Below are 14,329 nucleotides of genomic sequence, written 5' to 3'. Positions count from 1 at the left end.
CGTCCATGAGTAACGAGGATCGGATAAAGGGCTGGCGCTCGCGCCGCAAGGAAAACAGCTACGCGGTAGGGTCTGGCGTCGCCAACTGGCGGCTGGACCCGGCCGCGCTGTTCGAGGCCAAGGCTCCCCCGGCCGTGCTGTTCAAGCCGCTGCTGGCCCGCCTGCAGGGCGAGCCGCACGATTCCGTGGCGGCGCGGCGGGCGGTGTACGAGGCCGTGCAGGCGGAGCTGGATGCCGAGATCGCGCGCAGCGAGGTCGACGAGACCCTGGCGGATTTCTCCCGGCGGCGCCTGCGCATCATCGTGCGCCTGCTGGAGCAGGACATCCGCGCAGGCGTGGAAGTGTTTGCGCCGGGCTACATGCCGGCCAAGCTGGTGGCCGAGGACGAGCGGCTGGCCGCTGCGCATGCGCGGCGAGTGGAGCGGCGCAAGCAGGACGAGGCGCGCGAGGCGCGCCGCCATGCATCGCGCAACGACATCGCGCTGGAGATCGAGGTTGCGCAGAGCGAAGGGGGCGACCTCGCGATCCTGCGCGACCGGCTGCGCTACCTGCACGAAGGGCATTCGCAGGACACGGCCGGGCATCGCCCGATCGGCCGCACGCTGATGGCGATGTTCATCTATCAGCTGCGCGTGATGCACGGCGAGAGCCGCATCGCGCTGGTGTGGGCGCTGGTCGGTCCGGTGGTGCTGCTGACGCTGATCTCGTCGCTGTACATCCTGATGGGTACGCACTACATCCTGGGGATGGACGTGCAGACGTTCTCGCTGTTGGGCGCGACGACCTGGATCATGTTCCGCCAGATCGCGTTCCGCAGCAGTACGGCGTACGTGTCGGCGCGCGGCCTGCTGAATTTCCAGGGCGTCACGCCGCTGATGTGCGCGCTGGTGCAGGCCATGATCTACGTATCGGTGTATGTGGTGGTGTTTGCGGTGCTGATCACCGCGGGCCATGCCATCGGGCTCATCACGCTGCCCAAGAGTTGGGCCGGCTTCATTCTTTTTGTGGTGCTGATGGGCGTGGCGGGTGCGGCGATGGGGGTGCTGTTCGGGTCGATTGCGACCTACTGGCACTTCTTCCTGCGGCTGGCGCCGATCATCGAGCGCTTTCTGCAGATTTTCGCGGCGGTGTTCTTCGTGTCGGAGCAGTTTCCCGAGCAGTTGCGCCCGTGGATGCTGTGGTCGCCGCTGGCACACGGCATGCAGTTGCTGCGCTCGGCGTACTTCCATGCGTACGAGTCGCACGATGCCAGCCTGGGTTATTTCCTGACCTCGCTGGTGTTCATGATGGTGATCGCGCTGGTGGCAGAGCGCCTGGCCCGTCCCAATGTCCAGCCAATGTGAGGGTGAAAGATGATCCATCTCAATGGCGTAACCGACGAACCCTATGCCTTCGGCAGCAGGCAGCCGCTGCTGGCCAACGCCACGCTCGACATCCCGGCCGGGCGCTATGCGCTGCTGTCGCCCGCGCCGGAGATGCACCGCCAGCTGGTGGATGTGCTGTGCTGTCTGCGTCCGCCGCGTCAGGGCTTCGTCAAGCACGACGGCAATGTCTCCTGGGCGATCGGCCGGCAGGGGTTCATCCGTGGCAAGGCCAGCGGTCTCTCCATGATCGATTTCGTGAGCGAAATGTACGAGATCGACCCCGAGGCCACGTACGAACTGGTCGCGGACCTAATCAGCGATCCCAAGATGCTGGCCAAGCCCATGGAGCATTGGCCGCTCTATGTGCGGCAGGAGTTTTCGTTCGCGCTGGCGCTGGCGCCCGCGTTCGATGTCTACGTGATCGAAGGGAGCATCCCCTTCGAGCCCTGCCGTTTCACCCGGCTCTGGCTGGCGCTTTTCGAAGAGCGCCTGGTCGGCCGGACACTCATTTTTTCCAGTTATCGCCAGAATCAGTTGGCGGATTATTGCTTCAAAGGCTTGATCTATGAACGAAGCGCGCTCAGCATCGACGACGACCTCGACCAGTGCCTCCGCAGGTATCCCCCGCGACGATCACGGAGCGACTCCGGCACAGGCGACGACGTCCTCGGAGGCGGCTTCGACGAAGGCCAACTCGGGTTCTGACGGCGGATCCGAGATCGAACGCCGCCGCCGCGAGCGGCAGTCGGCGCTGCGCGAGCGCCGCCGCCATCGCTGGATCAACGCGTTGATCGTGCTGGTGCCGGTGGTGCTGGCGGTGGTCTACCTGTTGATCGTCGCCACGCCGCGCTACGAAGCCGAGTCGCGGTTCTTTGTCCAATCGGCGTCCAACCAGGGCGGCGGCGCCGGCGCGGCAGCCAGCCTGCTCACCACGGGCAACTCCGGCGGCATGCTGGGCGGTTTCGTGGACGGGTGGGCCGTGGCCGACTTCCTGAAGTCGCGCGACAGCATGCAGCAGCTGGACAAGAAGGTCGGCCTGCGCCGCTATCTGATGAACGACGGATTGGACCCGTTCAATCGCCTGGCCGAAGATTCCAGCGAAGACGATCTGTATCGCGCCTATCAAGCGTCGGTGCACGTGTCGTTCAACGCGCTGGAGCAGATCGACGTGCTGCGTGTCAGCGCGTTCTCGTCGGAAGACGCGGCCACGTTGTCCAGGGAATTGATCGGCCTGGCCGAGCAGTTCGTCAGCTCGATGAACGAGAAGGGCGTGGCCGACAAGCTGAAGGTGAGCGAAGAGTCGGTCAAGTTTGCCGAGGAAAAGGCGCTGGCGGCACGCGATGCGTTGACGACGTGGCGCACCAAGCACGGCAACATCGACCCCAGCGCGACGGTGTCGATGCTGCTGAACCTGTCCAGCCAGCTTGAAGGCGAGCTGAGCACCGCGCAGATCAATCTGGACAAGATCCGGGCGCTGGATAACAAGGACCATTTCATGCTCAAGCCTGCGCAGATGCAGGTGGCGGCGCTGAAAAAGCGGCTGGCATCCGTGCGTCAGCGCCTGAGCGGCGACGGCAATACGGAAGCCAAGCAGTTGAAGGAATACGAGGCGCTGCGCAATGCCCAGGTGTTTGCGGATTCCAACCTGACGCTGGCGCAGCAGTCGTACCAGCAGGCGATGACGGATGCGCTGCGCCTGCAGCGGTATCTGTCGATCATCGCGCAGCCGGTGCCGACGGACCGGCCCAGCAGCCCGCGCACCGGCATCCTGCTGTTGCAGGCGCTGGCACTGGGATTTGTGCTCATGTTCATCGCACGTGTCGCGATGGCTTTGTTGAGGGGGCTGCGTCATGGTTGATACGGTCATTGAAAGCCGCCGGCCGCAAGCCGGCGCCGAACCGCAGGACGCCACGGCGCGACTGCGCGAGGTCATCGGACAGATTCGCGCCTCGGCGGAACCGGCGCGCGGCATGACGGCGCTGGAACCGGCGCTGCGCCAGGCCAAGGACGGCTGGCGCGAGGTCCGGCGGCTGCTGGTGTCGCCCGACGTGAAAGAGGGCAAGCTGGCCTCCGCCATCGCGGCGCTGGAGACGCTTGTCGTTGTGTATCCCACGCGGGTTGACGACAGACGCCTGCTGGCCAGTCTGCTCGGCCGCCTGGAGCAGTGGGACAGGGCAATCGCCGAGGCCGACGCCGCCGCCGGCATCGAGCCCGGCAATGCGTCGCTGCACGCCGCGCGCATCCAGTTGCGCGTGCAGGCCGGACGCGTACCCGAGGCGGCGGAAGTCGCCCGCACGACCCTGCCGCTGGCGCAGAGCGCGCCCGAAGACGCTTACGCGTGGATGATGGCCTTCGTGCGCAACGGCGATGTGGCCGACGCGTCGGGCATTGCGGCATCGCTGGATCCGGACAAGCTGCCCAATGAACGGGTGGCGACGATGGCCGTGCGCGCGCTGCTGGCCGACGGCCGCACTGCCGCGGCAATCCGTCTTGGCGACGGCGCGCTGCGCGCGGGCCAGGATTGCGCGGCGCTGCGTTCGTCGCTGGGCCTGGCGCATCTGCGGCGCGGCACCGAAGACGATCGCAAGACGCACGCGCTGGCCCACTTTGAAGCCGGCTTGCAGGCCGCGCCCGACGACGTGCGGCTGCTGACGCTGCACGGCGAAACCCTGCTGCGCGCCGGGCGCTACAAGGATTCCGTGGCGCCTTTGGCGCGCGCCATCGAACTGGCGCCCGATCTTGAGCAGACGCGGGGCCTGTATGCCCGCGCGCTGCGCTATACCTTGCAGTACGACGCCGCGGCCGAGCAGATGATGTTCCTGCTGAAGAAGTCGCCGGACAACCAGCTGTGGCAGCGGTCGGCCATTGGCGCGCTGTCGCAGGCCGGTCGTAAGGACGAGGCCGAGGCGCTGTTCGAGCAGTACGTGGCCAAGCGCGGCGCGCGGCTGCCGGAGACCTTTCAGGAAGCGCTGGCGCGCATGGAAGAGCAGCTCGACACCGCGCCGATCCCGCAGGCGCGGCTGGACTGGGCCTGGTCGATGCGCGGCGACACAAGCATCGATCGCGCGACGTGGGAACGCCGCGCGCGCTGGGGCCACATGATCGACCATCTGCTGTTCGATTGGCTCGAATGCCGCGAGGAACGCGTCGAAGAGGCGATGGCCATGCTGGGCGAGCTGGATACCGGCGAGCGCTTCTTTGCGCCGCTGCTCGCCGCCGGCCGTGGCGTCGTGGTCGCCACCGCGCACGTCGGCCCGATGTATGCGGGATTGATGGCGCTGGAACTGGTCGGCATCCCGTCGCGCTGGCTGGCGTCGGCGCCCAGCATCGCCCGCAGCAGTTACGCCGAGGCGCTGATCTCCACGGCCGACCAGACCGAGGCGCAGGTCGCCAAGGCCTGCATGCGCGCGATCAACGCCGGATTCGTACTGTGCCTGGCCATCGACGGCGCGGCAAACCCCGCCGCGCCGCGCACCACGTTTGAAGGCCAGGACGTCACCTATTCCGGCTTCGCGGCGCATCTGGCGCATCGCATGGGCGTGCCGTCGGTGTTCTACGCGCCGCGCTGGGAAAACGGGCAGGTGGCCTACACGCTGGAAATGCTGCCCGCCGCCAATCCGGGCGAGGACGCGGACGCGTACGCGCAGCGCTGGCAGAAGGCGTACTTCGAACGGCTGCGCGAGCATCTTGCCGGCCCGCCGGAAAACCTGCGTTTGAGCGGCGGCATCTGGCGCCATGTGACGGCGGCGGATCCGTCGGCGGATTCGTCCGCGTAAAGTTTTAGGGAGCGGTTGCGATGCGACTACGAAAGACGGTGATGGTGTGGCTGCTGACGTTGGCCGGTCTGTATGGCGGCGCGGCGGCAGCCAGCGGGCAATGCGCGACGCCCGATGAACACTGCCCGTCCGTCGCCAGTTTGCTGGCGCAGCGCGAAGGGTACGGCGCCAAGGCCACGGGCGGCCTGGGCGGCAAGTTCATCGAGGTGACCTCGGACCAGGACGCCGGACCCGGCACGCTGCGCGCCGCGCTGGCGCAAGCGCGCAAGGGACCGACGTGGATACGCTTCGCAACCGACATGACGATCGTGCTGAAGTCGCAGTTGCGCGTCCCGTCCAACACGACCATCGACGGCCGCGGCAAGCACGTCGCCCTGATCGACGACGGCCTGGGCGTGTATGGCGCGAAGAACGTCATCCTGACGCATCTGACGATCGACGGACGGCTCACGCGGATCACGCAGGCCGTGAACGTGGCCAACGACAGCCGCGACGTGTGGGTCGACCACATGGACCTGTCGCGGATGTCGGACCGCCTGCTGAATGTAAAGAACGGCTCGACCGACGTGACGATTTCGTGGACCAAGTTCCACAACTCGAACAAGGTCATGCTGCTGAACAACATCACGTCCAAGAATCTCTTCCAGAACTACGAGCGCGATTCGATTGCGCGCGTGACGCTGCATCACAACTACTTCTTCAACACGGTGCAGCGCAATCCCCGCGCGCAGTTCGGCACCTTCCACCTCTTCAACAACCTGCTCGAAAATTGGGACTTCTACGGCATGAGTTTCAGCCTGGAAGCCAAGGCGCTGGTCGAAGGCAACATCTTCAACAACGACGCGCAGCGCAAGTGCGTCGAGCCCGAGTTCTACCCCACGGTGGAAGGCATCAACGTCAACTACTGCCGCTACATCCCGATCGCGCCCGCGCGCAGCGCGCTGGACAACGGCGATTCGGATCGCGGGGCCTATGAAAAGCGCAAGGCGGATCACGGCTATACCCGCGACTACAAGGCCTTTCTGCGGTTGAAGGACAACCTGTACCTGGGCGACGCGAAGCCGGTGCTGAAGGACTATCGCCCCGAGTCGGCGCCGACGCCGCCTTACTGCTACGGCTACGAGAAGGCGACGCCCGAGCTGGCCGAGAAGATCCGCAGGTTTGCCGGCAATACGTCGGGGGATACGCCCCTGCCGTCTACGCGCACCGGGGCGGGTTGCCCGGGCTGAGGACCGCCGGCCTGCATGTCGATTTAAGAGTTTTCTGATTGTGCGCAAATCTGCGAGAAATCAGGATTTCGTGCGTGATTTCATCAGGTGAGAAGCCATGTCCGATATCGTTGTATTCGTTCGCAGCAAGGCACGCTTTGGCGACCAGATCGTGGCGTTTCCCGCGCTGTATCAGGTCAAGAAGCTGTGGCCGGACAAGCGGGTCCGCGTCGTCTCCCGGTTTGGCGTGGACGACTTCTATACGCAGCTGCCGTGGGTGGATCAGTTTGTCCGCGCGGAAGCGTTCGGCGATCAGGTCAAGGCGCTGCCCCCACGCGCCAGCGCGTCATTGTCGCTGCATCATTCCAGCGAGCGCTTTGCGCTCATCAACCTGCTGCGTCGGCCCAAGTTGCGCCTGGGCTTCAGAAACCGCCGGCTCGGCGACTGCGTCTGGACGCACTCCCACGTCAAGGACATCCGCGAATACATCGGCCTGGCAAACCTGCGGCTGCTGGCCACGCTGCAGGAACACGATCCCGAAGCAATTGCGCGCCAATGCTTTGTCGAAATCGGCCGGTCGTGCACGGGCAAGGTGCAGCCGGCCGACATCGTGCTGATTCCGGGTGGCGGGTCCGGACAGTTCAAGCGGTACTCGCTGGATCATTATGTTGCGCTGGCGGACCTGCTGCAGGCGCGGCTGGGCGGGAACGCCAATTTCACGTTTGTCCTGGGTCCCGACGAAGCGGCCGAGCGCCAGCGCCTGAAACACATGAATCGGCCGGACTTCCGCCTGGAATGCTCCCGCTCCGTGGCCGAGCTGGTCGCGCTGATGCAGCACGCGCGCCTGATCGTCTCCAACGACTGCGGTCCATCCCACATCGCCCAGGGGTTGTGCGTGCCTTACGTGGGCGTGTTCAACGAATCGAATCCGGAATGGTTCTGGGCCCGCGAGTACACCCGGGACGTCGTGCCCGAGGCGGGGTCGAAAGAGATCAATTCGATCCATCCGGGGCGCGTGCTGGAGGCTTGCTTGACGTTGCTTGCCAATCCCCGGCCTCTCGCGCGTTGCAAATGAGAACAGCCACCCGATCAGGGTGGCTGTTCTCATCCTGCGATCAGCGTGACCAGGTCACCCTGAACAACGCATAATCACACCCCGATCGGACCGCCGTCGGCGCGGCGGATCACCACCGTCGACGAACGCGGACGGACGACGCCCGTGGTGGCGGTGGTCGCATCTTCCGTGTCGTACGCCGGCCAGTTCACCGGGTGCTGGATGTTCAGGAAGATGCTGGTGTAGTCCGGCGTGAAGGCAAAGCCCGTGACTTCGGCTTCGTTCGGGCCGACAAAGAAGCGGCGCAGGTCGGCCTGGTTGGACGCGTTGATCGCCGGGCCCGTGCCGGTGTTGTCGGCCAGCGCGCCGGGGATCACGGCCAGCATCTGGTCGTTGGTCGCCTTGGCCACGTTGTTCTTGCGGCCGCCGTCGATGCCGTTGTCCGTCTGGATCCACAGGATGCCACGCGGATCGATGCCGATGCCGTCCGGGCTGGCCAGCTGGTTCAGCGCGGTCAGGCCGGAACGGTTGGTGTCGGCGTCGGCGCCGGCATCGGAGCCGAACACGAAAATATCCCACTTGAACTTGGTCGAGCCCGGCTCGTCGTGCCAGCGCACGATATGTCCGTTGACGTTGTTCAAGCGCGGGTTGGCCGCGTTGGTGCCCTTGCTGGCGTCACGGCTGGTGTTGTTGGTCAGCGTCAGGTAGATGTCGCCGTTGGTCGGGTGCGTGGCCGTCCATTCCGGGCGGTCCATCGGCGTGGCGCCGACGAAGTCAGCGGCGCCGCGGGTGTTGATGATGATGTTCTCGAGGCTGCCGAACTCATCGGCCAGCGTGCGGCCGCCCGCGCCCACGGTCGTGCCGACGAGCGGGAGCCATTCGCCCGTGCCATCGGCGTCAAAGCGGGCAACGTACAGCGTGCCCTTGTCCAGGTACTTCGCGCCCACCGCGAGACGGTCGGTGCGCTCGGCGTCCTTCGGATCCCACACCGCTTCCGACACGAAGCGATAGATGTATTCGAAGCGCGAGTCGTCGCCGCTGTAGAAGGCGAGCGGCTTGCCGGCCTCGGGCAGACCGTAGGCGCAGCCTTCGTGCGCGAAGCGGCCCATCGCGGTGCGCTTGGTGGCGATGCTGTTTTCGTTGAAGGGATCGATTTCGACCAGGTAGCCGAAGCCGTTGACTTCGTTGCGGTAGTCCTGCGTGAAGTCGGCGCCGGTCGGGGTGATGTTGAAGCGCGCGAATTCGCCCTGGACTTCCAGCGGATCAAGGGCGCCGGTTTCCCATTGGTAGCGGCCCACGTCATCGGGAACGCCCACGCGAAGCTGGTGCGGAGGCTGCGTGTCGGTGTTCACGAAGCAGGCAGCCCAGTTTTCTTCAGCCGTGATGTACGTGCCCCACGGGGTGTAGCCGTTGCCGCAGTTGTTGTTGGTGCCGCGCACCATCGTGCCGTTGGGCGAGTACGGGGTCTTGACCCAGTCCGTGCCGCCGACGGGACCGGCCAGCTTCATCGGCGTGGCCGACGTGAAGCGGCGGTTGTAGCGGGAGTTGTGCACGATGTTCCAGCGGCCGTTCTCAAGACGCACGTGCAGGATCGCCACGCCATGCGCGTTGATTTCCTTGCGGATTTCCTCGATGGGGCGCTTGCCGGCCACCGTGGTCGCGCCGAGCGGGTGCAGCGCCTTCTGGTCGATGTATTCGTGGTTGACCGCCAGCAGGCCCTCGGTGGAGCTGCCGTTGATCGGGAAGAAGTGCATGCCGTCGTGGTGCATGCCGGTGGAGTTCAGCAAGTCCGTCGAACTGTTGTTGCCGTTGCGGTCCCACGGATTCGCGTTGTCGTTGAACGGCGTGCCCCACGGCGCAAACACATGGGCGACGTAGCCGGCCGGCACGACACAGGCGTCGGTCATGGAGGTGGGCAGGGACTCGAAGCCCAGTTTGATCGGGGCCGGCGCGGGCGTCTCCGTGCCGGGCTGTTCCGGTGCGGGGTTCTGGCCGCCGTTACCGGCGTCGTCGTCATCGTCGTCGCTGCCATTACAGCCGGCAAGACCGAGACTGGTCATCGTCGCAAACGCAGCGGCGATACCGCCGCGCATCACCATGCGGCGGGACATGTTCTTTTCGAGGATCTCGCTGAACGGCGTGCTCTGGCTGGGATTGCGGACGGTCTTGTCGGAGATGGACTTGCTCATTGGAACTCCTGGCGTTGGGTCTGATGCCCGATGGGGACGAGCAATACTAGAAGTCCGAAATGAAAGGTTAATGACAGATGACTGAAACCCGTGGCGTCTGCGCCATTCTGTCAAAAACAAAAGGCTGACGCCGCGTGCGCGGGCGTCAGCCTTTGGATGAAAGGGCGGGTGTGCTTACCGGTTTTCGTCGTCCATCGTCAGCGAGCCTTCCTTCATGATGCCTTGCGCGATCTCTTCGGCTGACTTGCCGGCAAAGCCGTGCTCGCCGGCGGTGATGCGCAGGCTGTCGCCATCGAGCGGGCTCATCAGCGTGGCCGAGGACAGAAGAATGCCGTTCGCGCGGAACTGCACGCGCTGGCCCACGCGCTCGCGCGTGAAGTTCGCCAGCGTCTTGACGCTGTCGGGCTTGAGCTTGATGTCGACGACGCGCGCGTTGGTGTGTGCGTCGGCGCCGGGCGTGACCTGCTCGACCTGCAGGGTGACCGATTCGGCGTGGGCGGCGAAGGGCAGGGCGGCCGCGATCACGGCCGCGCAGGCGGCTTGTCTCAATGAGGGCATGGATATCTCCTTCTTGGTGGACCTCGACATCCTAGCCGATGTGACGCCGCGGCCCGGGTGTTGCATCCAATAGATAATGGTTATCATTGCCATTTTTCTGGCCTTGCGCCAGGCCGTAGACACTTGGGGATCGATGCCATGTCCAGTAGCGACGCGAGCCTGCACCAGCAGGCGGAGACGCTCTATGCCGAACATCATTCGTGGCTGGCGGGATGGCTGCGCCGGCGCATGGGGACGGCGGACGGGGCCGCCGATCTGGCGCAGGACACGTTCCTGCGCGTGCTGACGGCCCGGGAAGTTCCCGTGCTTCTGGAACCCAAGGCGTTCCTGGCCACCATCGCGCGGCGGTTGCTGGCCAACCATTACCGCCGTGAAGCCATCGAGCGGGCCTATCTGGACACGCTCGCGTGCCTGCCCGAGGAACTGGCTCCCGGGCCCGAAGACCGCCGTATCGTCCTTGAAGCGTTGTGCGCGATCGACCGCGCGCTGGACGCGTTGCCCGCCAAGGCGCGTGAAGCGTTTCTGTTGGCGCAGCTGGAAGGCATGAAATACGAGGACATTGCCATCCGGCTGGGCGTGACGCCCCGCACCGTGAGCAACTACATGGTGCGCGCGGTCCAGGCATGCTTTTTTTCACAGGAGTCCACGGCGTGAGCCTCCGGGCCGGTCCCATGATGTACGCAGGCGGTCAGCCGCTGGCGCCTCATGTGGCCGAGCAGGCCTCGCGCTGGTACGTGCTGTTTCTGTCCGGCGCGCAGACCGAAGACGATGAGCGCGCATGGCGCGACTGGCGTGCCGCGGACCCGGACCACGAGCGCGCGTGGTCCCATCTGACGCGCGCCGATGCCCGCATGCGCGACCTGCCGGCCAAGGCCGCCTACGACGCGCTGTCGGCGGCAAGCCGGCAACGGGGCCGGCGCAAGGTGCTGCGCGCCGCCGCATTCCTGGCGACCTGTATCGGGCCGGCGCTCTGGGCGGCCGACAGGAGCCGCTGGCTGCACATTTCGCCGGACCATGCCACGGATGTTGGCGAACGGCGCGAAGTCCATCTGGCCGACGGCACACACGTCACGCTGGACACCGATACGCGTATCGATGTCCGGTTCTCGGCCAGCGAGCGCATCCTGCGATTGCGTCAGGGGCAGATCCTGGTCGCGACGGGCCACCGCGGTGGCGATGCGTCAACCATGCCCTTGCGCGTCGACACGTATCACGGTTCGATCACGGCGCTGGGCACGCGCTTTTCCGTTCGCCAGCAAGACGATGCCGCGCAAGTGGCGCTGTTTGAAGGGGCAGTGGAAATCCAGCCGGCGCAGCGGCAGGGGGCGGGCCTCGTGCTGAGCGCCGGGCAGACCGCGCGCTGTACGCGCCTGCGGGCCGAACTCGCAGGCGTCGTCGGCGCGGGCAACACGGCGTGGCTGCGCGGCGAACTGGCTGCGGACGACATGCCGCTATCGCAGTTCCTGGAGGAACTGAGCAGGTACCGGCCCGGCGTCATTTCGTGCGACGAACAGACCGGCCGGTTGCGGGTGTCCGGATTGTTTCCGCTGGCGGATACCGACAGGGTGCTGGAGGCCATAGGCCGCCTCTTGAAGGTCAAGATCTCCCGCTTCACGCCGTACTGGGTGGTCGTCTCGGCGCAGGCCTGAGCGCCCCGGGTCCGGCTCGGGCCAGCGAAAAAAATTCGCGCAAGGCTTTCCGGTTTTGGCGTTTCGCGTGTCCTCCTTGTTGAACAGGACCGAATTCCAACGTTACGACACCAGACATCATGGCCAGGAAGACAGGCGGCATGCGCGGCGCCCGGCCCCCCAGGGGGACGGGTGTAAGCGCATGCGCTGCCGCGATGCTGCTGGCGCTGGCGGCGCAGGCGGCCCCCGCTGCCGCCTCGATGGACGATGCCGCGACGCAGGCCAGCGCCGGCCTGCAATTCGATGTCCCGGCCGGACCGCTGGTGACCGTGCTGCAACGGATTGCCAGCGAAGCGGGCGTATTGGTCTATTTCGATCCGGCGCTGACGCGGGATCTTGCCAGCGAGGGCCTGGCTGGCCGCTACACCGTGGAACACGCGTTCGGACAGGTGCTGGCGCGCCATGGCCTGGAGGCGCGGCAGGACACGCCGGGCAGCTATCAGATCGTGCCGGCATGGACGCCCGTGGCCAGCATGCTGCCGCTGACACGGGTTGAAGGGGTCGCCGTTGGCGGCGACGGCTTCGTGCCGCGCGTTTCCATGGCGGCCACCAAGACCGCCACGCCCCTCATCCGCGTTGCGCAATCGGTGTCCGTGGTGTCGCAAGAGGAAATGCGTGCGCGGGGGGCGCGCACGGTGCCGCAGGCCCTGCAGTACACGCCCGGCGTGCAAGTCAACAACTTCGGCAGCAACGAGGTGCGCAACGATTGGCTGGTGCTGCGGGGCTTCGACGCAAAGCTGACGGGCGACTACCGCGATGGCTTGAGCCAGATGCCCTATGACCAGATCCGCGCGCGTATGCCGGCCTATGCGCTGGAACGCGTCGAAGTGGTGCGCGGACCGTCCGCGTCGCTGTATGGGCAGGTGGCGCCGGGGGGCATCGTCAACCGCGTCACCAAGCGTCCCACCGGTGTGCTCTTGCGCGAGGCCGCCGTGCAGGCCGGCTCGTTCGATACGCGGCAGGCCTTTCTGGATCTGGGAGGAACCGCCGATGCGGGAGGCAGCACCAGCTACCGGCTGACCGCCACCGCGCGCGACGCGGGAACACAGGACAAATATGACGACGGCCAACGCTACCGCGACGATCTGGCGTATGTCGCCCCGGCCCTGCGCTGGGCTGATGCCGATACCGCCATCACGATCCTGGCGCATTACCAGCATGACCGCACCGACGGGGAGTCACGCGCGTTCTATCCGACGCGCACGCTGGTCGGCGACCCAGCCTATGACCTGAATGAACGCGATTTCGCCAGTGTGGGTTATCTGTTCGAGCATCGCCTGAACAGCGCCTGGTCGCTGCGGCAGAACGCGCGCTACCAGACGGGCGACATGACGTTGCGCAACCTGTATCCGCTGGCGTTGGCCGCCGATGGGCGCACGTTGTCCCGCGTGCAGCTTGCCGCGCAGGAACGCGCCACGGGCGTGGCGGTCGACACGCAGCTGGAGGGCGTGGTCGAGGCGGCGGGCATGCGGCACACGGTGCTGGCCGGACTGGATTTTCGCAGGCTGTCCGGCACACAAGACTACCGGCAGGCGATGGCGCCGCCGCTGGACATCCTCAACCCTGTTTACGACCAACCCATCGCGCGGCTCGGCAGCGACCAGCGGGTGCTGGACGTGCGGCAGGTCAGCACGCAATGGGGCCTGTATGTGCAGGACCAGATCCAGGCCGGTGACTGGACGTTGACGTTGGGAATGCGGCATGACCGCGTGAACGATGAGACGGATGACCGTCTTGCGGCGGACAGCGCCAACACCCGCGATAGCGCGGTCACCTGGCGGGCCGGGCTGTCATACGCGTTTGCCTCCGGCATCGCGCCATACGCCAGTTATGCGACGGCGTTCACGCCGCAGCCGGGCACGGACTTCGACGGCGCCTCGTTTTCGCCCGCGATGTCGGATCAGATCGAGGCGGGCATCAAGTACCAGCCTGCGAATACGCAAGCGCTGTACACGCTCGCGGCCTTTGAATTGAAACAGCGCAATGCCCTGACTGCGGATCCCGATCCGGCGCATGCGGGCTTCAGCGTGCAATCGGGCCGGCTGCGTTCCCGCGGGGTCGAGCTTGAGGCCAAGTTCAGCGGCGCCGACGGCTGGGATCTGGTGGCCGCCTACACCTACAACGCCGTCACCCATCAATCCAGCAATGATGGCGGACAGGGCAAGACGCCCATCGTCACGCCGCGCCACATGGCCGCGCTGTGGGTCGGCCATCGCTTCTCGCACGGCGCGCTGTCGGGCTGGGAGACGGGGCTGGGCGCGCGGTACATCGGCACGACGTATGTCGATGTGGCAAACACGATGAAGAACCGCGCCGCCACGGTGTTCGATGCCTCGGTGGCCTACGACGCGGGCGACTGGCGCTTTTCGGTGGACGCCATGAACCTGTTCAACCAAGAGGCCGTGGTCTGCCGCAATGACCGCCTCAACTGCCGCTATGGTGTCGAACGAACGGTGCTGGCGGCCGTGGCGTACCGCTATTGACCGCCCGCA

The 14,329-nt window shown here is 66.0% G+C and carries 11 protein-coding genes; 9 read left to right on the top strand and 2 right to left on the bottom strand.

Going from position 1 to position 14,329, the window contains the following annotated elements:
- Nucleotides 1-5 precede the first annotated feature (5 nt).
- From RT697_RS06435 to RT697_RS06410, 6 genes are all read left to right on the top strand, one after another.
- Complete coding sequence (locus RT697_RS06435) at nt 6-1,343, top strand: ABC transporter permease (protein WP_313697539.1); 1,338 nt, start codon at nt 6-8, stop codon at nt 1,341-1,343.
- A 9-nt stretch (nt 1,344-1,352) separates the two neighbouring features.
- Nucleotides 1,353-2,069 (top strand): ATPase, encoded by a 717-nt coding sequence (locus tag RT697_RS06430; RefSeq protein ID WP_313697538.1) that lies wholly within the window; start codon nt 1,353-1,355, stop codon nt 2,067-2,069.
- 121 nt (nt 2,070-2,190) lie between these two features.
- On the top strand, nt 2,191-3,222 hold the full coding sequence (locus tag RT697_RS06425; RefSeq protein WP_313697560.1) for a sugar ABC transporter: 1,032 nt from the start codon (nt 2,191-2,193) through the stop codon (nt 3,220-3,222).
- Complete coding sequence (locus RT697_RS06420) at nt 3,215-5,140, top strand: tetratricopeptide repeat protein (RefSeq protein ID WP_313697537.1); 1,926 nt, start codon at nt 3,215-3,217, stop codon at nt 5,138-5,140. The genes RT697_RS06425 and RT697_RS06420 overlap by 8 nt, the downstream gene beginning before the upstream one ends.
- 20 nt (nt 5,141-5,160) lie before the next feature.
- A complete protein-coding gene (locus RT697_RS06415; protein WP_313697535.1) occupies nt 5,161-6,369 on the top strand; it encodes a polysaccharide lyase family 1 protein in 1,209 nt (402 codons plus the stop codon).
- A gap of 97 nt (nt 6,370-6,466) precedes the next feature.
- A complete protein-coding gene (locus RT697_RS06410) occupies nt 6,467-7,423 on the top strand; it encodes a glycosyltransferase family 9 protein (RefSeq protein WP_313697534.1) in 957 nt (318 codons plus the stop codon).
- Between the two features lie 74 nt (nt 7,424-7,497).
- Here the strand turns inward: RT697_RS06410 and RT697_RS06405 are convergent, their stop codons facing one another.
- Together RT697_RS06405 and RT697_RS06400 are read right to left on the bottom strand one after the other, a co-directional pair.
- On the bottom strand, nt 7,498-9,591 hold the full coding sequence (locus tag RT697_RS06405) for a PhoX family phosphatase (protein ID WP_313697532.1): 2,094 nt from the start codon (nt 9,589-9,591) through the stop codon (nt 7,498-7,500).
- 174 nt (nt 9,592-9,765) lie between these two features.
- Complete coding sequence (locus RT697_RS06400; RefSeq protein WP_313697531.1) at nt 9,766-10,149, bottom strand: SecDF P1 head subdomain-containing protein; 384 nt, start codon at nt 10,147-10,149, stop codon at nt 9,766-9,768.
- Nucleotides 10,150-10,287: 138 nt separating this feature from the next.
- Between RT697_RS06400 and RT697_RS06395 the strand changes: the two genes are divergently transcribed.
- The 3 genes from RT697_RS06395 (at nt 10,288) to RT697_RS06385 (ending at nt 14,320) form a co-directional block, all read left to right on the top strand.
- Entirely contained in the window at nt 10,288-10,803 is a 516-nt protein-coding gene (locus tag RT697_RS06395) for a sigma-70 family RNA polymerase sigma factor (RefSeq protein WP_313697529.1), read from the top strand.
- Nucleotides 10,800-11,798, top strand: a complete 999-nt coding sequence (locus RT697_RS06390; RefSeq protein WP_313697527.1) for a FecR domain-containing protein — start codon at nt 10,800-10,802, stop codon at nt 11,796-11,798. The genes RT697_RS06395 and RT697_RS06390 overlap by 4 nt, the downstream gene beginning before the upstream one ends.
- 119 nt (nt 11,799-11,917) lie before the next feature.
- A complete protein-coding gene (locus tag RT697_RS06385; RefSeq protein ID WP_313697525.1) occupies nt 11,918-14,320 on the top strand; it encodes a TonB-dependent siderophore receptor in 2,403 nt (800 codons plus the stop codon).
- Nucleotides 14,321-14,329 lie beyond the last annotated feature (9 nt).

The sequence above is a fragment of the Achromobacter sp. genome, from assembly GCF_032113835.1.
Classification (GTDB): domain Bacteria; phylum Pseudomonadota; class Gammaproteobacteria; order Burkholderiales; family Burkholderiaceae_B; genus Achromobacter.
The sequence above is the reverse complement of the archived record's forward strand: the minus strand, read 5'-3'. Positions and strand labels throughout refer to the sequence as shown.

What these genes read in the sequence shown, in the direction of transcription:
- RT697_RS06430 (WP_313697538.1), top strand. Translation starts at nt 1,353, where the DNA reads ATGATCCATCTCAATGGCGTAACCGACGAACCCTATGCCTTCGGCAGC.
- RT697_RS06435 (WP_313697539.1), top strand. Translation starts at nt 6, where the DNA reads ATGAGTAACGAGGATCGGATAAAGGGCTGGCGCTCGCGCCGCAAGGAA.
- RT697_RS06385 (WP_313697525.1), top strand. Translation starts at nt 11,918, where the DNA reads ATGGCCAGGAAGACAGGCGGCATGCGCGGCGCCCGGCCCCCCAGGGGG.
- RT697_RS06410 (WP_313697534.1), top strand. Translation starts at nt 6,467, where the DNA reads ATGTCCGATATCGTTGTATTCGTTCGCAGCAAGGCACGCTTTGGCGAC.
- RT697_RS06405 (WP_313697532.1), bottom strand. Translation starts at nt 9,591, where the DNA reads ATGAGCAAGTCCATCTCCGACAAGACCGTCCGCAATCCCAGCCAGAGC.
- RT697_RS06400 (WP_313697531.1), bottom strand. Translation starts at nt 10,149, where the DNA reads ATGCCCTCATTGAGACAAGCCGCCTGCGCGGCCGTGATCGCGGCCGCC.
- RT697_RS06395 (WP_313697529.1), top strand. Translation starts at nt 10,288, where the DNA reads ATGTCCAGTAGCGACGCGAGCCTGCACCAGCAGGCGGAGACGCTCTAT.
- RT697_RS06415 (WP_313697535.1), top strand. Translation starts at nt 5,161, where the DNA reads ATGCGACTACGAAAGACGGTGATGGTGTGGCTGCTGACGTTGGCCGGT.
- RT697_RS06420 (WP_313697537.1), top strand. Translation starts at nt 3,215, where the DNA reads ATGGTTGATACGGTCATTGAAAGCCGCCGGCCGCAAGCCGGCGCCGAA.